Here is a 24,689-nt window from a genome sequence, read left to right on the forward strand (position 1 = left end):
CGGTATTGATCATGAAGCATGCAAGCTTGCGTCTCGGGGCGCTGGCGCTCAGTTCGCAGCGCCTGAACAAGGGCCTGCTGCTGTTGGCGGGGCTGACGCTGCTGCTCACCAGCACCAGCTATTGGGCCGTCAGCCGCCTGGTCGAGGCGGAACAGGACAAGGTGGAGTTTCATTTCGCTCGGGTGATCGAGAACATCCACGAGCATGAGACGTTCCTGCGCAACGTGGCCAGTGCCTACGATCGCACCAACCACAGCCTGCTGGCCGACGTCCAACCGGCCAGCACGACGGCGCTGGGCAGCGATGGCCACCGCGAGCTGTTTCAGGGGCGCGCATTGCCACTGTCATTGCCTTTCACCTTGGCCTATGACAGTCGGCTGACCAGCATGGAGACCCGCGGTGCGCTCTCTCTGGGTACTCAGCTGACCGATTACTACAGCACCTATTGGGCTGGCTCCTATTACGCTTCGCCGCAGATGTTCGTGTTCGCCCCCAACGCTCAGTTCGACATTGCCGTGCCAGGCATTGATGGCACGCGGCAGCGTCTGCCGTTGCGCCAGGCCCAGTATCTGGAGATAGCCGGGCGTCTGCGTGAGCAATTGCAGCCACAGCGGCCGTTGCTCAGCGGCACGGGGGTGCGCTGGCTACGGGCGCCATCGGGCCTGTACAGCACTGCCAAGACGTTGGTCGCGAGCATCGGTGTCGACCTGCCTGCCAGCGTCATGCCCTCACGGCAGGAACAGGGCCTGACCACCGTAGTGGCGCTGCTGGACATGGGGCAGATCAACGAGATCGAACGACTGCTGCGACGTCCGGTGTACAACCAGTTCACCCTGATCTCGCCCCAGGGCGAGGTATTGCTCGGCAGCCTGGACGATGACAGTCAGGCGCCGATGGGCTTGAGCTTCAGCGGCAAGGGCTTGCGGTTCAAGATGAGCACTGAAAACGGCGCGCGCTGGACTGCGTTGTACGCCATCAGCTATCAGGATTTTCTGCGTTACGCCAAGTGGCCCCTGGTAGGCCTTGGCTTGACGGTATTGCTGGCGTTGCTGGTGGGGTGGTGGATCAACCGCTGGTACCGCCTGCAGATCGTGCAGCCGGCGCAGCGTGCTCAACAGCGTCTGTTCGAGGGTGAGGCGTTCAACCGGGTGATGATGGACAACGCCCCGGTCGGCTTGAGTGTCGTGCGCCGCGAAGACCACGAAGTGTTGCTCGAGAACCAGCGTGCACGTGAATGGCAGGGCACCGCCGAGCTGATCAAGTCGCTGAACCTCGGTGACGTCCCTGCCACCCCCGATGAGGTCTGGCTGGAGGTAGCCGGACGACATCTGCAGGCGTGCTTCGTGGCGACCCGCTATCAGGGCGAGGATGTGCTGCTGTGCGGTTTCAACGACATCACCCAGCATGTCGATACGGCGCAGACCATGGAGGAGGCCCGCCGCACAGCCGACCAGGCCAGTGAGGCGAAGACGTTGTTCCTGGCCACCATGAGTCATGAAATTCGCACACCGCTGTATGGCGTGCTGGGCAATCTGGAACTGCTCGGCCTGACCGATCTCAACCATCGTCAGCGTCAGTATCTGGAAGTGATTCAAGGCTCGTCGGCGGTGCTGTTTCAGCTGATCAGCGATGTGTTGGATGTGTCCAAGATCGAATCCGGTCAGATCGCGCTCGAGGCGATTACCTTCTGTCCGCAGGATCTGGTGCAGGAGGCCGTCCGTGGTTTCACGGCGGCCGCTCAGCACAAGGGCCTGCCGATTCAAACCGAGATCGAGCCACAGGTGCCTGCGCGCCTGCGTGGTGATCCGGGGCGTATTCGGCAGATCCTCAACAACCTGTTGAGCAATGCCATCAAGTTCACCGAATCGGGCCGGGTACTGGTGCGTCTGGCCGTGGTCGAAATGAGCGAGGCGCGCGTGGCGTTGCAGTGGCAGGTGTCCGATACCGGCGCGGGTATCCCGGAAAAGGCTCTGGAGCAGCTGTTCAAACCCTTTTACCAAGTGTCCGAGCGTGACCAGAGCACGGGTGCCGGGCTTGGGCTGTCGATCTGTGCCCGCTTGAGCGAGTTGATGGGCGGCAGCATGCGCGTGGTCAGCGAGCCTGGCCTGGGCAGCAGTTTTTCGCTGTTGCTGGAACTGCCCATTGTCGCACTACAAGCGCCGCCGGCGGTCTCGCAGCCCCAGCAGGGTAGCCGCTTGCCGGGTAAGCCATTGCAGATTCTGGTCGCCGAAGACAACCCGATCAATCAGGCCATATTGCAAGAGCAACTGCAGGCGCTTGGGGCCCAGGCGACGGTGACGGAAAATGGCGAGCGGGCTTTGCAGGCGTGGGCCGCGCAAGCGTTCGACCTGGTCATTACCGACGTCAACATGCCACGCATGAATGGTTACGAGCTGACTCGCGAGCTGCGTCGCATCGGCGCTACGGTGCCGATCATCGGGGTCACCGCCAACGCCATGCGCGAAGAAGGTGAGCGTTGCCTGCAAGTGGGCATGAATGCCTGGGTCGTCAAACCGTTGAGTCTGTCGATGCTGCGCGCGACGGTGCTGGCCCACTGCAGCGAAGCGCAGGGCGGCGGGCTGGCGGTGGATCTCGAGGGTTGGATCGACCTGTCGCCGGCGATGCGCCAACTGATGGAACGTACGCTGCATGAGGATATCGAGCAGATCGAACAGGGTCTGCGTTCGGGTGACGGCACCCTCGTGCAACAGCGTCTGCACAGCCTCAACGGCGGCCTGGCCACGGTACGGGCCACGGCGCTATCCATGGCTTGTGGTCAATGGGAGGCGGCATTGGAGCAAGGCCCTCTGGACGCGCGCGCCAGTGCCGGTATCAGGGTGTTGCTGGAACGCTTGCGCGTAGTGGCGATGGCTCTGCGAGAGGAGCCGCGCGCATGATCATTGGACAACGCACGGAAGGTAGCTTATGCAACAACTGAAAGTCGTCATTGCCGACGACCACCCCATCGTCCTGGTGGGGGTGCGTGAGATGGTCATGCGCGATCAACGCTTTGCCGTGGTGGCTGAGGCCGTCAGCCCCAGCCAGTTGGTGGAGCAACTACAGACCCATCGGCCGGACGTGCTCATCACCGACTACAACATGCCCGGCGATGCCGTGTATGGCGACGGATTGAAACTGATCCAGTACGTGCTGCGCCACTTCCCCGACACTCAGGTGCTGGTGCTCACCATGGTTTCCAATAGCCTGATCCTGTCGCGTCTGGACGAGCTCGGGGTGGCGGGCGTGATCCAGAAAAATCACCTTCACGAAGAGATTCAGAAGGCCTTGAGCGCCCTGAGCGATCGACGCAGCTACCGCAGCCCACAGGCCCCCGCCAGTTCGGTGGTCGGCAGTACTCAGCAGGTCGATGAGCGGTTCGCCAGTCTGTCACCCAAGGAGTTGGAAGTGCTGCGCCTGTTCGTGATGGGGTTGAGCGTCAGCGATATCGCTCGCCACCTGAGCCGCAGCATCAAGACCGTCAGTGCGCAGAAGGTGGCCGCCATGCGCAAGCTGGAAGTGGACAGCGATCAAGCGCTGTTGACGTACTGCATACGGGCCGAGCAGTTCGAGTAGGCGGCTACAGGTAGGTCATTTCGAGCATCAGCAAGGCGCTGTAGCTGCCCGCCTCGGGCAGTGCTTCCAGCATGACCGGGGTGACTCGCAATACCAGCTCCAAGGTCTTCCCGGACACGGTGAAGGCATTGCTCTGGCCCAGACCGAAATCGATCTCCGTCCCCGCCACCTGCGGCCGCAGCAGGCTCAGGCGCAAGCCCAGCTGTGCCAGGCTGGTGGCCAGGGTGCGGCGATCGCTGGTGCTGGCTGCCGACAGCTTGAGGTCGACGCGGCTGGCGTCACGGCAATCGAAGACCAAGGGCACATCGACGCTGCCGACCTTGGCGTCGTGCAGTTGATTGAGCGATACCACTCCCAGATCCACCTGCTGAACACCAGCGAAGCGGGCGCTGCAGGGCGGGGAGATCAGTTGGCCGGTCACTTCGATACGGGCGCTATCGCCTGCGGCCAGCGCACCGGATGAGCAAAGCCAGGCGAGCAGGGCAAGATGACGAATGGTCATAGGTACTCGATGTTCATCACGAAGGTGGAGGTAAAACTGCCGGGCGTGAGCTCGCCACGCTGCACCAGTCGTGCACTCAGGCTCAGGTCCACACTGCCGCTTTGACCGGTCAGGGTGCGCTTGACGTTTAGTAGGTTGGCCGCCGTGTTGTTGCTGGTCCACAACAGCGAGACACCCAGGTTGGCGGCCGTCGTCCGTGCCACGGTGTCGGTGAAGGTGTTGTTGCTCGAACTCAGGCCAACGTTCAGCGACGAGCCCGCCGGGCAGGTCAGTGTTACCGGCACCGCTATCGGTGCGGCGCTGGCGACCTGGTCGGTACGCACGTCACCGAAGTCGACCGTCAGGGTCGAACTGCTGGCCAGCACGCAAGGCGGGCGGGTCAGTGTTCCCCGAACGCTGATGTTGACGGTATCGCTGGCCGCCAGTGCGGCGGTGTCGATCATCGACGCCAAAAGAAGGGTCAGCAGGGCAGAACGTTTCATGGCCAATGCCTCAGCGGTAATCGATGGTCAGGGTGTATTGCGCCTGAAAGCTGCCGGCCGGTGATGCGCCCGCTGCCAGACGTGGGGTGAAGCCGAGGTTCAGGCTGTTGTCGCCCGCTCGCAGGTTGATACTGCGGGCGCTGTTGAGCGAGACGGCGGTGTTGCTGTCGGTCCAGCGCGCGGCCATGTTCAGTCCCGACAGCGAGGTCGTCGACAGGCCGTTGGCAGCGTCCATGGTCTGCTGGTTGGAGGCCAGGGTGACGTTGGCCTGCAAGGCCGTGGCGCAGTTGAGCGAGACGGTGGTGTTCTGGCTGACGTTCTGCAGGCTGTCATTGCGCAGCGTGCCGAAGTTCAGGTTGACGGTGCCCGGCGAGGTCAGGCTGCAGGACGGCGCCGTGACGGTGTAGCTGATCAGCAGCGCATTCATATAGTCACCGTAGGCCTGCCAGCCTCCGATGGAGGTATTGGTCAGTTGCACCGCCAGCCAGTGCTGACCGGTGGTGGCGGCTGTCATGCCTATCACAGCGACGGAGTAGCTCACGACACGGCCCACCGCCAAGGTTTGACAGGTGATGGGTATGCAGATCGTACCAGGGGTGCCGACGGGTACTTCGGACAATTGCATCCCCATGTAGAACGCCATAACGCTTGGTGGGTTGCCTACCAGTTTGTTCTGTGAGTACTGCAGCGATGCCCCTACCGGATACCGGCGTGTAACGGTGCAGCTCCCTTGCATGATCAGGCCGAACTGCGTATTGGGGGCTACATTGCCCAGATCACCGGAAGAATTGCTGTGAGTGCATTTCATGTTGTTCTCGATCAAGGCCTGAGCCGGCGCACTCAGCAGACACAGCAGTGCGCTGAGCAGGCCCAGGACGGCCTTTTTCAAACAAGCTTCATACATTGGGTACACCTTGGCTTGGCTGTTGGGCGGTCGCGGGCCGGTCGCACTGGGACTGGATCTGGGCGATGCCGGTGGTGGGCTGATCGGCCAGGTCCAGTGCCACCGCGCACCAGGATTGACCATTGACGCTGACCTGCAGTCGCGCCTTGTCCGGCACACCGCTGAGGAAGATCCGTCCGTTGTCGGCCACCATCGCGGCGTTCAGAGGAACGCCCTGCACGTCCAGCAACTGCGCACTGGCGGCGAAAGGAGCCGGGTTGCCGAACTGATCGCTCAGTTTGAGTAACACCCGGCGGCCGCGCTGGGTGTGAAAGTCCACCAGCGCAAAGGCGCCGCGGGTCGGTGCGACCTCCTGCACCAGCTGCGTGATATCGATGTCTTCGGGCAGGCTTTCGGTGTCCAGCGAAATGCGATTGCTCCGGTAGGGCAGGGCCGATGGCACCACCGTGTAGCCGTCGGCGTTGGTGTACACGCCGGTCTTGTTGAGCACGCTGACATTGGCAGCCCCGGGAGTGGCAACGATGATGTTGGTCTCGCCCAGCGGCTGGCTGAAGATCAGGCTATTGCGATGAGCAAGCACCGCGCCTTCAATGCCGTAGTCCAACTGTTGGTCATTGCCGTAGCGGTTGTAGGCGCCGTGCACCACTGCGCGGGAGCCGTCATAGCGCGCCGCAATCGATGAGCCCAGGACGTCGCTCTGGTCACTGGTTTGTTGCGAAACGCCCACGTTGTAGCTCAGTGCTCCCTCCGGCAACGCGTTGCCGCTCAGGGTTGCGGTACGTGATGCCTGGCCCGTCGAGCTCTGGCTGGTGTTGAAGGTGGCGCGCTGCCCCGACGGTCCGCCCAGCGGCAAGCTGATGCTCAGCGACACGCTGCGGCTGTCCACTTCATTGCCCCGATTCAAGCCCAGGCCCAGGGAGTAGGAAACATTGTGCGCGGTGAAGTTGTAGCCCACCTGGAGCGAGGTGTCGGCCTTGCTGTAGTTCCAGTAGGCCGATTTCGACAGGTTCGCGTACAGCCCGCCATAATTGCCCAGTTGTTGGGAAATGTTGGCGGTGAAGTTGCTTTTGACATGGCCGTTGCGATAGCTGGACAGCGCCTGCACGTTCTCTCGGCTGTTGAGTGCTTCGCTGAACGAGTAGTAGCCGCTGGTGGAATAGCGATAGCCGATCAGGCTGAAGTTGGTGTCGGTGGCGGCCAGTGACTTGGAGTAGCGAAAGCGGTAGGACTGCCCGCTTGCACTGGCTTTGCCTGCGCCCACGCCAGTGCTACGGGCGTGGGTCACATCCAGAGATACAGCGCCCAGACCGGAAAAGTCGTGCGCCAGACCCAGCAGGCCGGCGTTGTATTCGGCGCTGGTCAAGGTCCCGCCGAACACCGTGGTGCCGCCGCTCAAACCCCGGCGCAGGCTGGCCTGGACGAAAGCTGGTGCGGCGTGCTGTTGGCTGTCTTCGCTGGGACGATAGTGGCCCGCGTAGAACGAGTAGCTCTGCTGACCTTCGCGCAGCATGTACGGCACGGAGGAGAACGACTGGGTGTACACCTGTCGCTGCCCATCAGGCCCTTCTACCGTGATTTCCAGGTCGCCATTGCTGGAGGTGGGGTAGAGATCGGTCAGGGCGAAAGGGCCCGAAGGCACCCAGCGTTCGTCGATCACATAGCCGCGCTGGCGGATGGTGATCCGCGAGCGGCCGTTGGCGATGCCACGCACCACAGGCGCGAACTCCCGAGCCTGATCGGGAAGCATGTCCAGGTCGGAGGCCACCCCCACGCCGCGATAAGGCAGGGCGTCGAACAGATCACCTTCGGTGTTGGCCTCGCCCACGGTGGCGATCGCCATCAGGTTGCCCAGATCCCGCTGCGCGTAGGTTTCCAGATTCTGCCAGCGGCCCGGATTGCCGGTTCCCTTGCGCCAGGTCGAATGGTTGCGTAGCCGCCACGGGCCGCTGTTGATGCCGCTGCGCAGGGTGCCGAACTGGTTCTGACGGGCCTTTCCATCGTACTGCGCGGCACTGCCCGAGAAACTGTAGTTGGCGAACGCGACTTGCTCGCCTTCGCTCCATTGCTTGCGCCGCAGCGCAAACGGAATGCTGCCCAGATACGCCTGGGGAATCTGGATGTCGAGGTGTTGGCGATTGAAGTCGTAGTCGTAGCTCACGCCACTGAGCGGGCCGCTCAAATCCACGCAGCCGGTTTCCACCTCGGTAGCCCCCTGCAGCACGTCGGAGGAGACGCCATTGCTCAATAGAAATTCGCTGTCCACGCAGGGATACAAGCCGGTGACCGAGCGGGCTGGGGTTTGTGGGTCACGGATGAAACGCAGGTCGCTCTGGCCTGCCTGTTTCTGATTGATGCTCACGTTGACGTGGTAGATCCCGGGTAACTGCCCTTCGCTCAATGCGCTGACTTGTTCTTGCACCGCAGTCGATGTGCGACCGCCACCAATTTCCAGAAACGAGGAATCGAACCGGTAGCCGGCCTGGGCATCGGCGAGATGCAAGGCCAGGGCTGCAAAAAAAGGGCAGCCGATGACCTTCACCGCGCGTGAGCGCATGAAACGGTGCGAACGGAGCATGGGGCATCCTGAAGTCAGGGAGGGTCAGTTGACCTGGGCAGTGGGTGCGACGAGGGTGCTGCCGTATTCGTCGATGTAGCTCAGGGTGATGCGGTCGCCAGGCTTGGCTGCGACGTCGAGCTGGCGCTGTTCTGCGGGGCGGATGACATCGGGGATGTCCGCGGTGGCGACGTCGTTAACCTTCAACTCGCTGACCACCAGGTTGAATCCGGAGGGGTTGCGCACCTGCAGTTTGCCGTTGTTCGAGTGCCAGGCCACGTTGGCGGTTGCTTCCTTGAGCGTGCCCTTGAGGCCTGCAGGCCGGTAGAACAGCTTGATGGAGGTTTTCAGGGCGATCTGCAGCACGTTCTGCGCGGTTTGTTCCTGAGTCATGGCCGGAATCGCTTTGACGTTCATCAGGAACAGGCTTTCCTGGTCCTGCGGAAGCGACTGCGAACCGGTGTAGAGAATGCGCAGCACGTTTTCGCTGTTGCCATCCAGGCGAAACAGCGGTGGAGTGACGAGGAAGCCTTCGACGCTGTTTTCCGTCTGGGCGCCGTAGGCGCTTACCCAGGACTGCACCAGATAGGGCGCGTCTTCACCACGGTTGCTGACGCTGAGATTGGCCTCCTTGGCGGCACTGTCATAGATCACGCGGGTAGCGCCTACCGATACGGCGGCGCTCGCCTGACCTGCCAGCAGCACAGGCAACAGGGTCAGAAGAGAAAGGAATCTGGAACGCATGGACATACCTTCATGCTCGGCAAGGCCAGCCGGGATGCGGCCCGGGCCGGCCTTGGCCAGTGAGTTACTTGTAGATGACGTCGAAGCTGGCCAGCGCATACACCTGACCGGTGCCAATGCCCGACGCAGTGACTTCGCCCTGTTCGTTCTTGGTGTCGACCGCGGTCCGCACATACTCGGCACTGAAGTCGAAGGTGTTCGACTGCGGGCGCAGTGCGTAATCGGAGGTTGGCGTGTTCAGGGCGACCTGGTTGCCGGTGCGCTGGTCGTTGATGCGAATCGCCACGCCCTTGACCTGGTTTTCGCCGGTCAGGCCCAGCAAGGTGGAGTCCACGGCGTCCTGTTGGCCGCTGAAGCGGATGGCCACGTTCTTGCGGGTGGTGGTGCTGCAATTGTCCAGGCTGATGGAAAAGGTGTTGCCTCCGGCCGCATCACCGACCGCCGGGCCGAAATCGGCGATACGGACCTGGCCCAGCTCGACCGAGCGGTTCACGCTGCTGGTATTGATGGTGCAGGCGTTATCGGTGACCGCGCCGGTGAACTCGATCTGACCGTCGGCGGCCTGCACGTTGGCAGCGGCCAGCAACAGGCACGAAGCGCCACAGGCGATCGTGTATTTCCCTAGGTTCTTCAGCATTTGCATTGCCCTTGTAGTGGGGAGTGAGTGGAGGCCTGCACAGGTCTTGAACGCCTGATCAGCAGACGCAGCCATGGTGCCGCGTTGGGCGCGGCAACCCCATCAGACGAATCTTAAAGCGCCCTCCAGACCCATTTTCAAATCCCCCCAAGACGACTAGACTCGAAAGCTGAAACGTTTCACTCTGCTGCCTCATAACTCCAATAAAGGGCCACCCTCATGAAACTGCTCCCCCTCGCCTGTGCCATCTCCGCGTTCACCCTCAGCGCCCACGCCCTGGCCTGGGATTTCGTGCTGCTGGACAGCGACAAGCCTGCGCAGAACCAGCGCATTACCAGCGAACAGTTGGGCGTCAAAGTCGACAAGCCGTTTTCCATCACCATGCGAACCCTGCACGGCGGCCGTCAGGAAGGTGTCAGCCTGATCGATATCGATAACGGCACCATGAAGCTGACGCTGGTGCCTACGCGCGGCATGAACGTGCTGCATGCCCAGGTCGGCGATGCGCGAATGGGCTGGGATTCGCCGGTGAAGGAGGTGGTCAATCCGGCCTTCATCGAGCTCAACGGCCGAGGCGGTCTGGGTTGGCTGGAAGGCTTCAACGAGTTGGTCACCCGCTGCGGTTACGAATGGGTCGGTCACCCCGGCATGGACAATGGCGAGTTGCTGACCCTGCATGGTCGCGCTGCGAACATTCCGGCCAGCAAGGTCACGGTGCACATTGACGAAGCGCCGCCCTATGCGATTCACGTGCGCGGCGAGCTGAAGGAGCAGGCCTTCAAGAAGGTCGACTTCAGCGTACAGACCGAGCTGGTGACCGAACCCGGCGCGGCCCGTTTCGTGCTCAACGACACCCTGACCAACAACGGCGACTACCCCAAGGAATACCAGGCGCTGTATCACAGCAACTTCAGCACGCCGTTCCTGGAGGAGGGCGCGCGGTTCGCCGCAGCGGTCAAACAGGTGTCGCCGTTCAACGACAAGGCCAAGGGCGACCTGGGCGATTGGCAGACCTATCGCGCGCCGACCAAGGACTATGACGAAACCGTCTACAACGTGGTGCCCTACGGCGACGCCAAGGGTGACACGCTGACCGTGCTGCACAACAAGGCCGGTAGCCTTGGCGTGGCAGTGGGGTTCAATGTCCAGCAGTTGCCGGTGTTCTCGTTGTGGAAGAACACCGATACCCAAGGTCAGGGGTACGTGACGGGGCTGGAGCCGGGTACCAGCTTTTCCTATAACCGCCGTTACCAGCGGCCCCTGAACCTGGTCCCAACCATCGAGCCCAAGCAGCAGAAGCAGTTCAGCATCAGCTACAGCCTGCTGGCGGACAAGCCTGCCGTGGACAAGGCGCTGAAGACCATCGACACGATTCGCGACGGTCGCCAGACCGAAGTGCGGCAGACGCCGTTGGTGGACCTGAGCAAGGAATAGGAAGCGCTGTGGTCATGAGCTGAAATCCGCGCGGACATGCCGACAGGCGGATTTCGGCTCGCCAAGGAATCGCACGAATGAGCTTTCATTCGTGCCTGCCAGGCAACATACATTTGCGTATCGCTGCCTTACTCCCCGCAACCAAGGCCTCTAGACTGCGCCCATCGATATTTCTCGCACAGTCAACGAGGCCCTCTTCATGAAAAAGATTCTCCTGCTCAACGGCGGCAAGCAGTTCGCCCACTCCGACGGTCGCTACAACCAGACCCTGCATGACGCCGCCGTCGCCTACCTGGACCGCGCCGGCTTCGACGTAAAGCAGACCTTCATCGACGGTGGCTACGACATCGCCGAAGAAGTGCAGAAGTACCTGTGGGCCGACGTGGTCATCTACCAGATGCCAGGCTGGTGGATGGGCGCGCCGTGGACCGTAAAAAAGTACATCGACGAAGTGTTCACTGAAGGCCATGGCAGCCTCTACGCCAACGACGGCCGCACGCGTTCCGATGCTTCGCAGAAATATGGCAGCGGCGGTTTGCTCAAGGGCAAGCAGTACATGATCTCGGCCACCTGGAACGCGCCGCAGCAGGCGTTCGACGATCCTGCCGATTTCTTCGAGGGCAAAGGGGTGGACGCGGTGTACTTCCCGTTCCACAAGGCCAACGAGTTTCTCGACATGACCGCCTTGCCGACCTTCCTCAGCGTCGATGTGATGAAGAGGCCCGATATCGACAACGACGTCGCGCGCTATGAAGCGCACCTGGCCAAGGTGCTGGGCTGACGGTACGCTCGCCCGGGTAGCGATTGGTGTATGTTGCGCACGTCCCGGTACACCCGATGAGGCCTGCCTTGAAATCCCGATCCGATGAGCTGCAAGTCTTCGTCGCCGTCATCCAGAGCGGCTCCATTTCCGCAGCCGCCGAGCAGTTCGGGCAAACCCCATCGGCGGTCAGCCGCACGCTGTCCAAGCTTGAAGCCAAGCTGGACACGACCCTGATCAACCGCACCACACGGCGCATGGACCTGACCGAGGAGGGGCGGTTTTTCTTCGAGCAGGCCAAGGACATCCTGGCGCGCATGGATGAGCTTGAAGAGCGCTTGTCGCTGCGTCAGCAGACGCCGGCCGGGCGCTTGCGCATCAATGCCGCGTCACCGTTCATGCTGCACGCGATCGTCCCGTACGTGGCCGAATTTCGCGAGCGCTATCCGGACATTCAGTTGGAGCTCAACAGCGACGATCTGATCATCGATCTGATCGAGCACAGCACCGACGTCGCCATTCGCATCGGCGTGCTGGCCGATTCGACCTTGCATGCACGCTCCCTGGGCTGCACGCCGCTGAATATTCTTGCCAGCCCGGCCTACCTCGAACGCCATGGCGTTCCCGAGACTATCGCCGCCTTGAGCCAGCATGTGCTGCTGGGCTTCACCCAGACCGAAACCCTCAATCACTGGCCGTTGCGCCATGCCGAGGGCGATCGGTTGCAGATCCAGCCGCGGATTGCGGCGTCCAGTGGCGAAACGTTGCGTCAGTTGGCGCTGGAGGGGCAGGGGATTGTCTGCCTGTCGCATTTCATGACCCACGAAGACATTCGTCAGGGGCGTTTGCAGGTGGTGCTGGCCGAGGCCAACAGCGGCTATCGACAGCCGATCCATGCGGTGTACTACCGCAATTCGCAGTTGGCGTTGCGAATTCAGTGCTTCCTGGACTTCATTCAGGACAAGCTGGCCATTTACGCCTGCTGAATCTATGCCTGCTGAATCTACGGCTGTTGAAGAGGGAGCAGATGGATTGCACCGCTTTCGATCCGCCGCTTACCATGAAGCCTGATTGCCACTGCCAGGACTCATCATGAAGCGCATTGCATTGCTCGCCGCCCTCATCACGCTGGCCAGCTGCTCCAGCAAGGGGCCCGACGACGGCAGCCTGGGCAACGAACAGGCCAAGGACATGTTCAAGGAGGCGATGTCGCAGCCGCCCGTGCCGCAGAGCGTGATGCGCAACGGTGACCGCCTGAGCTTCATGCTGTTGCAGCCCAAGAGCGAGACATCCCCGTTCGGCTTTCTGTTGCAGGTCGATGCGGCCTGTTCCAGCCCCAGCGCCAGCCTGATCTATCTGGATGGCGTGAAGCGCATCTATTTCGCCAGCCCCGATGGCAAATACGCGCCGGCGCGTCCGATTCCTGCCGGCCAGGTAGAAGTGCTCAACGCCAGCCCCGCCTTCCAGCGTGCCTGCGCCACAACGCCCCAGCCGGATTGGAGGGTGCTCAAGGGCAAGGGTGACGAGCAGTATGTGATGATCGATCGCAACAGCCTGTCCACCATCGACGGTCAGTTGCAGTTCTGGGCCGGCTACGATTCGCCGAGCATCGGCCACGACCTGCCGTACAACGCGCCCTATGCACAGAAGCGCGAACGCTATGCGCTGGACTGCGGCAAACAGACCTTCAGCCTGCTGGCCGGGTATGACCTGGACGAACACAACACCGTGACCGATGGCGGGGTGTTCTTCGAGCCCAAGACCTACGCGGTGAAGGGCAGCGATCCTGACTATCGATTACTGTTCGATGCGGCCTGCGGTAAACCCGAGGGCCTGGCTGCGTTGCCGGCATTCAAACCGCGGACCAAGGCACCGTTGGTGCTGACCACGCCCAGGGTGCAGGCGCCGGCGTTGTCGTCTGTCAAACAGTTGAACCTGCCGGCACCGGCAAAGCAGTTGAAGCGGACAGTGGAAACCGGCACCGCTCATCTCAAGGGGCAGAGTGCGCCGTTCACCGAGGAGAAGTCGTTCAGCCAGGACAAGGCGTCGGGCCTGCTGGCGGTGCGAACCAAGGGCAGCAACTTCGAGGGGCAGGCGGTGAGCTTTCGCGGGCTGGTCGCGTTGGCCCAGCAGACCGTGTACAGCGGCGAAGCGCCGATGGTGGATAACATCGGCTTGAATGCCATTGCGTTCAGTGGCGACTGGAAGAACATGCCGGTGGGCGCTCAGTTGGGCTATGTCACCGACGGCAAGATGAGCAACAGCGTGGTGGGCGAGTACGGCAAGCCGCGCCAGGCGTTCGACTGCAGGGTCGAACAGCAGGTGCCCGCCGCGCAGGTCAACGCCCGTCTGAGCGGCCAGGCGAAGAAGCTGCGGTGCGCGCATCTGGAGGACAGTTTCAAGCGGGTGGAGACGTTGTATTACCTGGAGGATTACGGGTACTTCTTCCGCGCCGGGGTGGACCCCAATGACTTCTTTCATGAAGAGCGGGTGTTGAAGGAAGTGGAGTGAGCGGTCGGGACCGCGTTGCTGCCGGACGCGGCTTGCGCCGCTGCTACAGGGATGGGGTTGGTGCCGGACGCGGCTTGCGCCGCTGCTACAGGGATCGCGTTGCTGCCGGACGCGGCTTGCGCCGCTGCTACAGGGATCGTGTTGCTGCCGGACGCGGCTTGCGCCGCTGCTACAGGGATGGGGTTTCTGTAGCAGCGGCGCGAGCCGCGTCAGGGTTTGGGCGTGTTTTGGTCAAACTCGGAAATGGCTGACCATCATCTGCAGCTGATTACCCAGGCGGGCCAGTTCGACGCTTGAGGCAGCGGTTTCTTCGCTGGCCGAGGCGGTCTGTTCCGACACGTCGCGCACGTTGATGATGCTGCGGCTGATTTCCTCGGCGACCGAGCTCTGCTGCTCGGCGGCTGCGGCGATCTGCTGGTTCATGGCCTGGATGCTGGACACCGTGCGGGTGATGTTTTCCAGCGACGTGCCGGCGCGGCGCGTCAGTTCGACACTGCTGTCGGTCAGGCCGCGGCTGCTGAGCATGACGCTGGCGACCTGTTGGGTACCCGCCTGCAAGCCTGCCACCAGCCCTTCGATTTCCTCGGTGGATTTCTGCGTGCGCTGGGCCAGGCCGCGCACTTCATCGGCCACCACCGCAAAACCACGTCCGGCCTCGCCTGCGCGGGCCGCTTCGATGGCCGCGTTGAGCGCCAGCAGGTTGGTTTGTTCGGCCACGGCCTTGATCACGTCCATGACGCTGCCGATCTTGTCGCTTTCCTTCTGCAGCGCGTTCATCGCTTCGGTGGAACGGCGGACTTCCTCGGCCAGCTTTTCGATCTGCGCAATCGCTTCGCCGACGACCTTGTCGCCCTCGCGCGCTTCCTCGTCGGCCGTGGTCGCAGCCACCGAGGCCTGCTCGGCGTTGCGAGCCACTTCCTGAACGGTCGCGGTCATCTCGTGCATGGCGGTGGCGACCTGATCGGTCTCGACCTTCTGATTGTTGACCCCGGCACTGGTCTGCTCGGTGACGGCAGACAGCTCTTCGGCGGCGCTGGCGATCTGGGTGACGCTGTCGCGGATGCCACCGATCAGTTCGCGCAGGGTGGCGCCCATGCGCTGGATGCCTTGCTGCAGCACGCCCAGTTCGTCCTTGCGCGTTACCTTCAAGTCGTGGCTGAGGTCGCCACTGGCGATGCGCTCGACCACGTCCAGAGTCTCCTGCAGAGGGCGGGTGATCTGCCGGGTGATGATCCAGGCGGCGAGGATGCCGAAAATCAATGCCAGCAGTGCCGCGCCGATCTGATAGCTGCGCGCTTCGGCGCTTTCGGCATCGCGGCGCTGGATCTGGATCTTGTACAGCTCATCGCTGAGGCGGACGATTTCCGAGCCTTCGACGGTCATCTCGGCGCGTGCGGTAGTGATGGTGGCAATCGATGCTTTGAAGCTGGTCACCGCATTGCGGTAATTGACCAGTGCGGCAATGAGCTGCTGCATGCGGGCCTGCTCGGTAGGCAGGCGAGTGGACAGCTGTTGCAGTTCGACCGCAGCGCGGTCCATCTGCGCGAATGCAGCCTGCTCGGATTTTTCGTTGGCGTTGCTGACATAGGCAAGCACTTCATAGCGCGTCTGCTGGGTCAATTCCCGAATCCGGGCGCTGGCCTGCAATTCTTCGAAGCGCAGCTCGATGTCGGGTACGGCGAGCACGGCGTCGTTGATCTGAGCGACCAGTGCAGTGGCGGCCGCTGCCGTGTCGGTCATGTTCTGCCGCGCCACGTTGCTCGTCTTGTAGCCGTCGCGCATCTGGTTGAGCGACTTCTGGTACGCCTCGATCTGTTCCGCCTGGGCTTTGAGCCGCTGCAGGTTTTCCGGGCTCTTGAACCCTTCGATCAGCTTCTGCTGCTGAGCCTTGAAAGCGTCGAGCTGGGTTTGAACGGTCTGCGCCGAAGCGTCGTCGCCGTTGGCCAGCATGTATTGCAGCCGCACGATACGCAGCTTGGTCAGGCTGTTGTTGAGCTCGGAAATATCGCTCATCCAGTTGCTGCGCTGGATCAGGCTGCTCAAGCTGGTCCATCCGGTCAGCGCCAACAGCGCGGTCAATACCAGCACCAGGCCGAAGCCCAATGCAAGTTTTCGGGTAACGCTGATATTGCCGAACCAGCCGTTCATAAAATGTGCTCCTGACAGTAAAGGGTCAGACCTGGACGACCATAGTTGTGCTTATGGCGGTCGCCATGAAAAGGTCTCGGTGATTTCCCCATATCGGCCACGGGCGGCAGAGCTGAAACAAAAAGTGAGAACGGTGACGCAAAAAAAACGGCGCGATCAAGATCGCGCCGTTCATTGTCACCACCGATGCGTCATGCGATCGGCTGTGAACTCCACTCGCCATTGACCAGGCGCTGCAGGCCCAGCGGGTTGGCATTGCGCAGTGCTTCGGGCAGCAGCGCGTCCGGGTAGTTCTGGTAGCAGACCGGACGCAGGAAGCGGTCGATCGCCAAGGTGCCGACCGACGTGCCGCGGGCATCCGAGGTGGCTGGGTAAGGGCCGCCGTGGACCATGGCATCGGACACTTCCACGCCGGTCGGGTAGCCGTTGACCAGAATGCGACCGACTTTCTGCTCCAGCACCGGCACCAGCCACTGGTACTTGACCAGGTCCGTACCAGTTTCGCCGATCAGAGTGGCGGTCAGCTGTCCACGCAGCGATTGCAGGGCGGTCTTGAGCTCGGCATCGTCGGCGACTTCGATCACCACGGTGGCCGGGCCGAACACTTCTTCCTGAAGCAGTTCGTCGCCGTTGAGCAGCAGGCTCACGTCGGCCTTGAACAGTTGCGCCTGAGCCTGTTGGCCTTCCTGCGGGTTGCCGGCCAAATGCGTGACGCCCTGGTGCGACAGCAGGTGTTCGACGCCTTTGCTGTAGCTGCGCAGGCCACCGGCGTTAAGCATGGTTTGTGGCGCCTGGACTGCCATTTGTGCTCGCAGGTGCTCGAGGAAAGCACTGAAGGCCGGCGAGCGAACGCCGATCACCAGGCCTGGGTTGGTGCAGAACTGCCCACCGCCCATCACCACGGAAGCCGCCAGTTCCTTGGCCACGGTTTCGCCACGGGTGGCCAGGGCGTCCGGCAGCAGCACGACCGGGTTGATGCTGGACATTTCAGCGAACACCGGGATCGGCTGGGCGCGCTCGGCGGCCATCTTGCACAGCGCGTTGCCGCCGTTCAGCGAGCCGGTGAAGCCGACTGCCTGAATCGCCGGGTGCTTGACCAGCGGCTCACCGACGCCGGCACCGAAGATCATGTTGAACACGCCCTTGGGCATACCGGTTTTTTCCGCTGCGCGGATGATGGCGGTGCCCACCAGATCGGCTGTCGCCATGTGACCGCTGTGGGCCTTGAACACCACTGGGCAGCCGGAAGCCAGGGCTGCGGCGGTGTCGCCACCGGCGGTGGAGAATGCCAGCGGGAAGTTGCTGGCGCCAAACACGGCCACTGGGCCGACGCCGATGCGGTACTGGCGCAGGTCGACGCGCGGCAGCGGTTTGCGGTCCGGCAAGGCGAGGTCGATGCGGGCACCGAGGAAGTCGCCGCGGCGCAGGACCTTGGCGAACAGACGCATCTGGCCGCTGGTGCGACCGCGCTCGCCTTGGATGCGGCCGGCAGGCAGGGCGGTTTCCTGGCAGACGATGGCCACGAAGTCATCGCCCAGGGCATCGAGTTCGTCAGCGATGGCGTCCAGGAATTCGGCACGGCGAGCAGGGCTCAGCTGGCGATATTCCAGGAAAGCGTTGTCGGCGGCCTGGCAGGCGGCGTCGACTTCGGCATCGGTGGCTTGGTAGAAGGCATAAGGAAGCGCCTCGCCGGTGGTGGCGTCGACACTCTTGAGTTTGGGCTCGCCACTGGCGCTGCGGTTGCCGCCGATGAAGTTGTGACCGAGGATGTTAGGCATTGTTGTCTCCGTGTCCTGTGGGCGGGTTGTTAACAGACATCATACAACTTGGTCATATACCGGGCAAGTTGCCCCCCGAATCACCCACTGTAGCTGCCTCGGCTGCCGATGTGGTGAATCAGGCAGACCGTGGTGTGCCCGGACGCGGCTTGCACCGCTGCTACAAAAGCCCGTCGCGAGCGGTTGTGGCCTCTGTAGCAGCGGCGCGAGCCGCGTCGGCGGTTGGCGCGGTGGATCAGGCAGACCGCGGTGCGCCCGGACGCGGCTTGCGCCGCTGCTACAAACGCCCGTCGCGAGCGGTTGTGGCCTCTGTAGCAGCGGCGCGAGCCGCGTCGGCGGTTGGCGCGGTGGATCGGGCAGACCGCGGTGCGTCCGGACGCGGCTTGCACCGCTGCTACAAAAGCCCGTCGCGAGCGGTTGTCGCCTCTGTAGCAGCGGCGCGAGCCGCGTCGGCGGTTGACGCGGTCAATCAGGCATACCGCTCGCCGGGGGCGGTTGGGGCCCCCGTAGCAGCGGCGCGAGCCGCGGCGGCGGTGGATGCGGTGAATCAGGCTGAACGCGGTAACCCACATCGGCATTCGCGCCGAATGAAAGCAAATAGCCAGCACGCAAGGTAGCGGCGAACAGGGCCTTAGAGGTATGGTGGGCAATGGTGCATCAATGGCGATCATGCGCGTCGCCCCATGGAGAGAACGAGAGGACATGTTGCCCATTCCCCTGTTGATCTGCGACGACTCGAACATGGCTCGCAAGCAGCTGCTGCGCGCCCTGCCGGCGGATTGGGACACCACTGTGACCCAGGCGGTGAACGGCCGCCAGGCGCTCGAGGCCGTGCGCGAGGGGAAAGGCGATGTGATGTTGCTGGACCTGACCATGCCCGACATGGACGGCTACCAGGTCCTGGCCGCGCTGCGCGAGCAAAACCTGCCGTGCAAGGTCATCGTCGTCTCGGGTGACGTGCAGGATCAGGCCCTGCGCCGGGTCCGCGAGTTGGGCGCGCTGGCCTTCATCAAGAAACCGGCCGAACCCGAAGAACTGCGCAGGGTGCTACTCAAGGCCGGCCTGCTGGAAAAAAACACCGGCCCGGCCCTGCATCGCAGCAGCGACAGCACGCTGCACATCGGCTTCATCGACGCCCTGCGTGAAGCCATCAACGTTGCCATGGGCCAGGCCGCCGCCATGCTGGCCAAGGTGCTTGGCGTGTTCATCCACCTGCCCGTACCCAACGTCAACCTGCTCGAAGCCAGCGAGCTGCAGATGGTGCTGGCGGACGTGCAGAGTGAGCAACCGATCACCGCCATCTGCCAGGGGTTCATCGGCGGTGGCATTGCCGGCGAAGCGATGCTGATCTTCCACGATTGCGACATCGCCGACCTGGCTCGCTTGATGAACCGCAGCGCCCTCGACTACTCCGACCTCGAGATGCTGCTGGATCTGTCCTCGGTCATCATCGGCGCCTGCCTCAGCGGCCTGGCCCAGCAGCTGGACGTCATGTTCTCCCAGAGCCACCCGCACATTCTTGGCAACCATGCCGCGATCGACGACCTGATCGCCGTCGGCAAGCACCGCTGGAAAAAGACTCTCACCGTGGAAATCAGCTACGCCCTGGAAGGCCACTGCATTCACTTCGACCTGTTGCTGCTGTTCACCGAGGACTCGGTACCGTTGCTGCGCGACAAGCTCGACTACCTGATGAACTGAACCATGAGCCGACCTATCGAACTCGACGAATTTCACTGGCTGCTGGCGATTACCCAGAGCATTGACGTAGGCGTGGTGGTGCTCGACAGCGATTACCAGGTGCAGGTCTGGAACACCTTCATGGAGAACCGCTCCGGCGTGCAGCCCAAGGACGCCATCGGGCACTGTTTCTTCAGCTTGTTCCCTGAGATCGATTGCGAGTGGTTCCGCAAGAAGGTCAGCAGTGTGGTCACCCTCGGCACCCCGGCCTTCACCATCTGGGAACAGCGTCCGTACCTGCTGCGCTTCAAGAACTACCAGCCGATCACCGGGCAGGAGGCGTTCATGTATCAGAACACCACCATCCTGCCACTGCGCTCCACCCATGGTGAGGTCAAGCACATCTGCGTGGTGATCTACGATGTCACCGACGTGGCCATCAACCGGCGTCAATTGCAGGCCTCCAACCTGCAATTGCAGAAGCTGTCGAGCACCGATCGCCTCACCGGGCTGTGCAACCGTGGCCATTGGGAAGAAGCGCTGAAGGTCGAGTACGTCCGGCACGGGCGTTACGGCCACGCCACCTCGTTGATCATGTTCGACATCGATCATTTCAAACGGGTCAACGACACCTATGGCCATCAGGTCGGCGACCAGGTGATCCAGCGCGTGGCGCAGGTGCTGCGCGGACTGGTTCGTGACGCCGACATTGCCGGACGCTACGGCGGCGAGGAGTTCGCCGTGCTGCTGCCGGACACCGACAAGGAAGGCGGCGCCATATTGGCCGAGCGGTTGCGTCAGGCCGTCGAGGCTGAAGTGGTCGAGCACGAAAGCGGCCCGATCCGCTTCACCATCAGCCTGGGGGTAGCCGACCTCGGCTACCCCAGCACCGAACACCAGCAACTGATCGAATGGGCCGACCAGGCGCTGTATGCCTCCAAGCGCGCTGGCCGCAATCGGGTGACCGTCTACGAGCGGCCCTGACCGGGACGATCAATCCTTGGTGGCACGCGCCCACCGATAGTCCAGACGCGGCGCACGGACTTTGATCCGGCGCTTGGTCTTGCTGAACAACGGCTCGTGCACCGGCTCGGGATCCTTCAGGAACACCGTCAATACCGCACTCAATGCGTACAGGCCAGTAAAGGCCCAGACAACGCCTTCCAAGCCGAAGCTTTCATTGAAGATCGCCACCACCGCAGGGCCCACCCAAGTGGACGCGCCTGCACCCAGACTCAGCACCGACAGCGCGGCGGCCTTGTTGTGCGGCGCCAGGGCCGGCGCCAGTGCCGACAGCGGCACGAAGCACGCCAGGGTCAGGCCATACAGCGCGCCGAACACCGAGGCCAGCAGGAAGTTGTCGGGAAAGGCCTGCGGCATGAAGAAGAACAGCGGCGTGGTGATCGTGCTACCGATGGCACCCAGCCAGAGGATGGTATTGCGATAGCCGATCCGCGTGCTGATGACGCTGGAACCCATGTTGCCGATGATGTTGAACACGAAGACGATGGTCAGCAGTTGCAGCCATTGCTCCAGGGTGAACCCCACCGTGTCCATGAAGAACCCCGGCAGCACCACCAGAAAACCGAACATCGACGAGGTGTTGATGATGCGCACCACACCGGCCAGGGTCACCTTGGGGTGCGACCACATGATGGTGACGTTCTTGGCCATCGACACCAGCGGCTTCTCGCCCTCGGGTGCGAGGCGGCGCATGCCGTGGGCTTCACGCATGCCGATCAGGCCGATCAAACCACCGATGACCACCAGCGCGAACGACAGCCAGAAAGTCTGCAACGCGCCGATCAGCGGAATGCTCACGCTCGCCACCAGCGAACCCAGGGTCGGCAGACCCGCTGCATAAGCCACCCAGAACCAGCCAACGGCCAGACCCATCTTGCGCGACGGTGTCGCGGCGGCGATCCACACCAGAAACCCGTAGGCGAACAGTGGATAGCCGAAGCCGCGCAGACCATAGGTCAGCAGGATCATCTTGTAGCTCAGGGTTTCCAGGCCATAGATCAGGAACAGAACCTCGAACACGCTCCAGATCAACAGGCCCAGCATCATCACCCGTTTCGGCCCCCAGATGTTCGACAGTGCGCCGGCCAGCCAGGAGGAGATGCCGACGGTGACGCCATACAGCGTGAACACCATGGCGATTTCACCCTCGGGCATGCCGCGGTCACTGAGAAACGGGGAGAGGTAACCAAGCTCGACGCCGTCGCCGATCATGAAGATCAGCAGGCCGACGAAGCCCCAGAACATGGGGTAGGGGATGCCGATTTTGTCGCACAGGCGAGAGAGGGGGGTGTTCGGAGTGGATTGATTGCTCAATGGTCCGTTCCTTTTTTGCAGCACGGCGCTTGGGCGCGCCGAATGAATGGCCTCGATGAGGTTGGAAGGCAGGCTCGGTGAAGAGCAAATCGCCACGCAGTGGTGGCACAAATCGGCGGGTAGGAGGGCGCAGCAGGATCGCCGGCGTACGGCGTGCATGGGCCCTGTAATCTGCTTTATTTGAGATTTTCGCGCCGTTTGCTTATTTGTTATCGCATCTGAAACGATTCAGCGCAACCGCCCGGGCTGGCATTGCCTGCGACAACGTGCCCGGTGGTAATGGCCGCAGGCCACGTCTTATGGCGGCTAAGGTGTTGCAAAAAATGACTGAAAAAATTCGGACAATTTTCCATTGCCCCAGGCTTTGTCTCAGCATGTGAGAGCATGAGCGCGCCACGTCCCCAGGACTTGCCGCTCGCCGTTCCAAGGGGTAGATGTAGGGGCACCGACATTGGCAGGCGTTCCCATGTACCCGCTCATTTCCCACGTCGACAGCGACACTTCACTGCCCGACAGCACCGATGTGGTGATCATCGGCGGCGGCATCATCGGCGTGTGCACGGCCTTCTTCCTGGCCGAGCGGGGCGTGTCGGGAGGGCTGGTGGAAAAGAGCGGCATCGCCCACGAACAGTCGTCGCGCAATTGGGGCTGGGTGCGGACCATGGGCCGTGACGTCGCCGAAGTGCCATTGGCCATCGCCAGTCTGAAACTGTGGGACGGCTGGGCCAGCAAGTTGCGCCACGAGACAGGCTTCACCCGCTCCGGCATTCTCTATGCCTGCGAATCGGCAGCCGAGCTGGCAGCCAAGGTCAGCTGGCTGGATCAGGCCAAACCGCTGGGCATCGAGGCGCGGCTGCTCGACACCGTCCAGATTCAGACGCGCCTGCAAGCCAAGGTGCCGGCCTCGTGGACCGGTGCGCTGTTCACCGAAAGCGACGGCCGCGCCGAGCCGGACATCGCCACGGCGGCCATCGCCGAAGGGGCTCGCGCACGCGGCGCCAAGCTGTTCGTGCGCTGTGCCGCGCGCAGTGTCGAAACCACCGCGGGAAAGGTCAGCTCGGTGATCACCGAACTGGGCGAAATCAAATGCACCAGCGTCGTGCTGGCGGCGGGCGCCTGGTCGAGCCTGTTCTGCGGCAACCTGGGCATCCGCCTGCCGCAGCTGCGCGTGCTCGGTTCGGTGATGCGCACCGGGCCGCTGCCGGGCGGGCCGGAGTGCGCCGTGGCCACCGAGAAGGTCTCGTTCAGAAAGCGCGCCGACGGCGGCTACACCGTGGCCCTGCGCAACGCCAACGTGGCGGCACTGGTGCCGGACAGCTTTCGCTACCTGCCCGACTTTCTGCCCATGGTCAGGGCGCATCATCACGAATACCGCCTGCGCGTGACCCGCCAGAGCTGGCAGGAGCTCAACACGCCCAAACGCTGGAGCAATGCCCAGGCTTCACCGTTCGAGACACAGCGTTTGTACGATCCCAAGCCGGTGGACGCCTACCTCGACAAGGCCCTGAGCATGCTCGCCGAGCAATTCCCGATCTTTGCCCAGGCCCGGATCGAGCAGCGCTGGGCGGGGCTGATCGATGTCACACCCGACATCGTCCCGGTGATGGATCAGGTGCAGAGCCTGCCGGGTTTCTATCTGGCCACCGGCTTCTCCGGGCATGGTTTCGGCATCGGACCGGGCGCCGGCCACCTGATGGCCGACCTGATCACCGGCGACCAACCCCTGGTCGATCCTGCGCCGTTTCGTTTCGCCCGGTTCGCCCGGTGAGGCGCGTTCATTCAGGCGCCCAGCCGTTGCGCGATGCTGTCGGCCTCCTTGCGCATGGCCTGCACCAACCGCTGCTGGTAAAGCGGAGTCATGCGCACGCTGGGCAAGGCGCAGCTCAGCGCCCCCACCGGGGCGGCGCTGGCGTCGAGGATCGGCACCGCCACGCCGGTGTGCAGCGGCAGCACGCGATCGGCCAGGCCGCAGGCGAAACCTTGCTGGCGCACCTGCTTGAAGGTGGAGCGCAGGGCGCTGTCGCTGATGGCGTATTCACGCAGCAGGCGCGGCGCGTTGTGTTCCAGAATCTGCGCACGGGCCGCAGTGGGCAGGTGGCTGAGCAGCGCCAGGGAGCCCTGGCCAACGCCGCTCAGCACGCGCGCGCCCACGCAGTCGGCAAAACTCTGGGTGGGATTGGCGCCTTCGTGCAGCTCCAGGCACAGGGCGTAGTAGCCGTCCTGAACGAACAGAAAGAAACTGTCCTGAAAGGTCTCGCACAGGCGCAGCAAGGCCGGGCGGGCCAACTCGCGCACGCCGCCGGTGTTGCCGGCCTGGGCACCGAGGCTGAGCAATTGGTAACCCAGAAAGTAGGGACCCCGCAGCCGCGGCAGGCGCACGAAGCCGTAGGATTTCATGGCCTTGAGCAGGCGGTACAGGGTGGCGCGGCTGAGCTGGGTGTCGGCGCTGAGCGCTTCGATGGTCGCGCCCTGCGCACCGCGCGCCGCGATCGCCTGGAGAATGTCGAAGGAGCGATCCAGCGTCTGCGTGCCTTGAGTGCTGCAGCGTGGCAGGCGGCGGGCCGATGAGTCGGTGTGGGGCATGCTGACCTCTCCCGTGAAGCGACGATTGCCGAGCCATGGCCCGGCAGGCCGACTGGCACTGC

General features: G+C 62.9%; 19 protein-coding genes and 1 pseudogene. 9 read left to right on the forward strand and 11 right to left on the reverse strand.

What is annotated here, in order from left to right; genetic code table 11:
• Positions 1–11 precede the first annotated feature (11 nt).
• Together AC788_RS00050 and AC788_RS00055 are read left to right on the forward strand one after the other, a co-directional pair.
• On the forward strand, positions 12–2,897 hold the full coding sequence (locus AC788_RS00050; protein WP_049858698.1) for a hybrid sensor histidine kinase/response regulator: 2,886 nt from the start codon (positions 12–14) through the stop codon (positions 2,895–2,897).
• Positions 2,898–2,925: 28 nt separating this feature from the next.
• On the forward strand, positions 2,926–3,573 hold the full coding sequence (locus AC788_RS00055; RefSeq protein WP_049858610.1) for a response regulator: 648 nt from the start codon (positions 2,926–2,928) through the stop codon (positions 3,571–3,573).
• A gap of 4 nt (positions 3,574–3,577) precedes the next feature.
• Here AC788_RS00055 and AC788_RS00060 read toward each other — a convergent pair whose 3' ends face one another.
• The 6 genes from AC788_RS00060 to AC788_RS00085 all read right to left on the reverse strand — a co-directional run bounded on the left by AC788_RS00060 (position 3,578) and on the right by AC788_RS00085 (position 9,396).
• On the reverse strand, positions 3,578–4,075 hold the full coding sequence (locus AC788_RS00060; RefSeq protein WP_049858611.1) for a fimbrial protein: 498 nt from the start codon (positions 4,073–4,075) through the stop codon (positions 3,578–3,580).
• Positions 4,072–4,557 (reverse strand): fimbrial protein, encoded by a 486-nt coding sequence (locus AC788_RS00065; protein ID WP_177327933.1) that lies wholly within the window; start codon positions 4,555–4,557, stop codon positions 4,072–4,074. Before AC788_RS00065 ends, AC788_RS00060 begins: the two co-directional genes overlap by 4 nt.
• Positions 4,558–4,567: 10 nt before the next feature.
• Entirely contained in the window at positions 4,568–5,446 is an 879-nt protein-coding gene (locus AC788_RS00070; protein ID WP_161804275.1) for a fimbrial protein, read from the reverse strand.
• Positions 5,447–5,453: 7 nt separating this feature from the next.
• Positions 5,454–8,036: a fimbria/pilus outer membrane usher protein gene (locus AC788_RS00075; RefSeq protein ID WP_049858613.1), complete on the reverse strand. Its 2,583-nt coding sequence runs from the start codon at positions 8,034–8,036 to the stop codon at positions 5,454–5,456.
• Between the two features lie 24 nt (positions 8,037–8,060).
• Positions 8,061–8,759 (reverse strand): fimbrial biogenesis chaperone, encoded by a 699-nt coding sequence (locus tag AC788_RS00080; RefSeq protein WP_049858614.1) that lies wholly within the window; start codon positions 8,757–8,759, stop codon positions 8,061–8,063.
• 64 nt (positions 8,760–8,823) lie between these two features.
• Positions 8,824–9,396, reverse strand: coding sequence for a fimbrial protein (locus tag AC788_RS00085; RefSeq protein ID WP_049858615.1), 573 nt, complete (start codon positions 9,394–9,396; stop codon positions 8,824–8,826).
• Between the two features lie 219 nt (positions 9,397–9,615).
• Between AC788_RS00085 and AC788_RS00090 the strand changes: the two genes are divergently transcribed.
• From AC788_RS00090 to AC788_RS00105, 4 genes are all read left to right on the forward strand, one after another.
• A complete protein-coding gene (locus AC788_RS00090) occupies positions 9,616–10,830 on the forward strand; it encodes an aldose 1-epimerase family protein (RefSeq protein ID WP_049858616.1) in 1,215 nt (404 codons plus the stop codon).
• 199 nt (positions 10,831–11,029) lie between these two features.
• Positions 11,030–11,611 carry an NAD(P)H-dependent oxidoreductase gene (locus tag AC788_RS00095; RefSeq protein ID WP_049858617.1) on the forward strand — a complete coding sequence of 194 codons (582 nt, stop codon included), beginning with the start codon at positions 11,030–11,032 and terminating at the stop codon, positions 11,609–11,611.
• Between the two features lie 68 nt (positions 11,612–11,679).
• The gene (locus AC788_RS00100) at positions 11,680–12,576 is read left to right on the forward strand and encodes a LysR family transcriptional regulator (protein WP_049858618.1); all 897 of its coding nucleotides are present in this window, start codon (positions 11,680–11,682) and stop codon (positions 12,574–12,576) included.
• A gap of 106 nt (positions 12,577–12,682) precedes the next feature.
• Positions 12,683–14,101: a hypothetical protein gene (locus AC788_RS00105; protein ID WP_049858619.1), complete on the forward strand. Its 1,419-nt coding sequence runs from the start codon at positions 12,683–12,685 to the stop codon at positions 14,099–14,101.
• 231 nt (positions 14,102–14,332) lie between these two features.
• Here the strand turns inward: AC788_RS00105 and AC788_RS22080 are convergent, their stop codons facing one another.
• The 3 genes and pseudogenes from AC788_RS22080 to AC788_RS00115 form a co-directional block, all read right to left on the reverse strand.
• A complete protein-coding gene (locus tag AC788_RS22080; protein ID WP_442965505.1) occupies positions 14,333–15,196 on the reverse strand; it encodes a methyl-accepting chemotaxis protein in 864 nt (287 codons plus the stop codon).
• A 39-nt stretch (positions 15,197–15,235) separates the two neighbouring features.
• Positions 15,236–16,114 (reverse strand): annotated as a pseudogene (locus tag AC788_RS22085) (methyl-accepting chemotaxis protein); the annotation flags it as partial.
• A 326-nt stretch (positions 16,115–16,440) separates the two neighbouring features.
• Complete coding sequence (locus AC788_RS00115; protein ID WP_049858621.1) at positions 16,441–18,027, reverse strand: aldehyde dehydrogenase (NADP(+)); 1,587 nt, start codon at positions 18,025–18,027, stop codon at positions 16,441–16,443.
• Between the two features lie 702 nt (positions 18,028–18,729).
• Here AC788_RS00115 and AC788_RS00120 point away from each other — a divergent pair.
• Positions 18,730–19,728 carry a response regulator gene (locus AC788_RS00120; RefSeq protein WP_049858622.1) on the forward strand — a complete coding sequence of 333 codons (999 nt, stop codon included), beginning with the start codon at positions 18,730–18,732 and terminating at the stop codon, positions 19,726–19,728.
• A gap of 3 nt (positions 19,729–19,731) precedes the next feature.
• Entirely contained in the window at positions 19,732–20,691 is a 960-nt protein-coding gene (locus tag AC788_RS00125) for a sensor domain-containing diguanylate cyclase (RefSeq protein WP_049858623.1), read from the forward strand.
• Positions 20,692–20,700: 9 nt separating this feature from the next.
• Here the strand turns inward: AC788_RS00125 and AC788_RS00130 are convergent, their stop codons facing one another.
• The gene (locus AC788_RS00130; RefSeq protein ID WP_049858624.1) at positions 20,701–22,044 is read right to left on the reverse strand and encodes an MFS transporter; all 1,344 of its coding nucleotides are present in this window, start codon (positions 22,042–22,044) and stop codon (positions 20,701–20,703) included.
• Positions 22,045–22,510: 466 nt separating this feature from the next.
• Between AC788_RS00130 and AC788_RS00135 the strand changes: the two genes are divergently transcribed.
• Entirely contained in the window at positions 22,511–23,812 is a 1,302-nt protein-coding gene (locus tag AC788_RS00135; protein WP_049858625.1) for an NAD(P)/FAD-dependent oxidoreductase, read from the forward strand.
• 11 nt (positions 23,813–23,823) lie between these two features.
• On the opposite strand, the gene AC788_RS00140 is transcribed toward AC788_RS00135, so the two are convergent.
• The gene (locus AC788_RS00140) at positions 23,824–24,627 is read right to left on the reverse strand and encodes an IclR family transcriptional regulator (RefSeq protein ID WP_049858626.1); all 804 of its coding nucleotides are present in this window, start codon (positions 24,625–24,627) and stop codon (positions 23,824–23,826) included.
• Positions 24,628–24,689 lie beyond the last annotated feature (62 nt).

Source organism: Pseudomonas sp. RIT-PI-a (assembly GCF_001187875.1).
GTDB classification, from domain to species: domain Bacteria; phylum Pseudomonadota; class Gammaproteobacteria; order Pseudomonadales; family Pseudomonadaceae; genus Aquipseudomonas; species Aquipseudomonas coleopterorum.

Bases quoted from the DNA above. Each gene is read 5' to 3' on its own strand.
- AC788_RS00060 (WP_049858611.1), bottom strand. From the start codon at position 4,075: ATGACCATTCGTCATCTTGCCCTGCTCGCCTGGCTTTGCTCATCCGGT.
- AC788_RS00075 (WP_049858613.1), bottom strand. From the start codon at position 8,036: ATGCTCCGTTCGCACCGTTTCATGCGCTCACGCGCGGTGAAGGTCATC.
- AC788_RS00065 (WP_177327933.1), bottom strand. From the start codon at position 4,557: ATGAAACGTTCTGCCCTGCTGACCCTTCTTTTGGCGTCGATGATCGAC.
- AC788_RS00085 (WP_049858615.1), bottom strand. From the start codon at position 9,396: ATGCTGAAGAACCTAGGGAAATACACGATCGCCTGTGGCGCTTCGTGC.
- AC788_RS00095 (WP_049858617.1), top strand. From the start codon at position 11,030: ATGAAAAAGATTCTCCTGCTCAACGGCGGCAAGCAGTTCGCCCACTCC.
- AC788_RS00135 (WP_049858625.1), top strand. From the start codon at position 22,511: ATGTACCCGCTCATTTCCCACGTCGACAGCGACACTTCACTGCCCGAC.
- AC788_RS00080 (WP_049858614.1), bottom strand. From the start codon at position 8,759: ATGCGTTCCAGATTCCTTTCTCTTCTGACCCTGTTGCCTGTGCTGCTG.
- AC788_RS00115 (WP_049858621.1), bottom strand. From the start codon at position 18,027: ATGCCTAACATCCTCGGTCACAACTTCATCGGCGGCAACCGCAGCGCC.
- AC788_RS00090 (WP_049858616.1), top strand. From the start codon at position 9,616: ATGAAACTGCTCCCCCTCGCCTGTGCCATCTCCGCGTTCACCCTCAGC.
- AC788_RS00140 (WP_049858626.1), bottom strand. From the start codon at position 24,627: ATGCCCCACACCGACTCATCGGCCCGCCGCCTGCCACGCTGCAGCACT.
- AC788_RS00055 (WP_049858610.1), top strand. From the start codon at position 2,926: ATGCAACAACTGAAAGTCGTCATTGCCGACGACCACCCCATCGTCCTG.
- AC788_RS00105 (WP_049858619.1), top strand. From the start codon at position 12,683: ATGAAGCGCATTGCATTGCTCGCCGCCCTCATCACGCTGGCCAGCTGC.
- AC788_RS00050 (WP_049858698.1), top strand. From the start codon at position 12: ATGAAGCATGCAAGCTTGCGTCTCGGGGCGCTGGCGCTCAGTTCGCAG.
- AC788_RS00120 (WP_049858622.1), top strand. From the start codon at position 18,730: ATGTTGCCCATTCCCCTGTTGATCTGCGACGACTCGAACATGGCTCGC.
- AC788_RS00125 (WP_049858623.1), top strand. From the start codon at position 19,732: ATGAGCCGACCTATCGAACTCGACGAATTTCACTGGCTGCTGGCGATT.
- AC788_RS22080 (WP_442965505.1), bottom strand. From the start codon at position 15,196: ATGGGCGCCACCCTGCGCGAACTGATCGGTGGCATCCGCGACAGCGTC.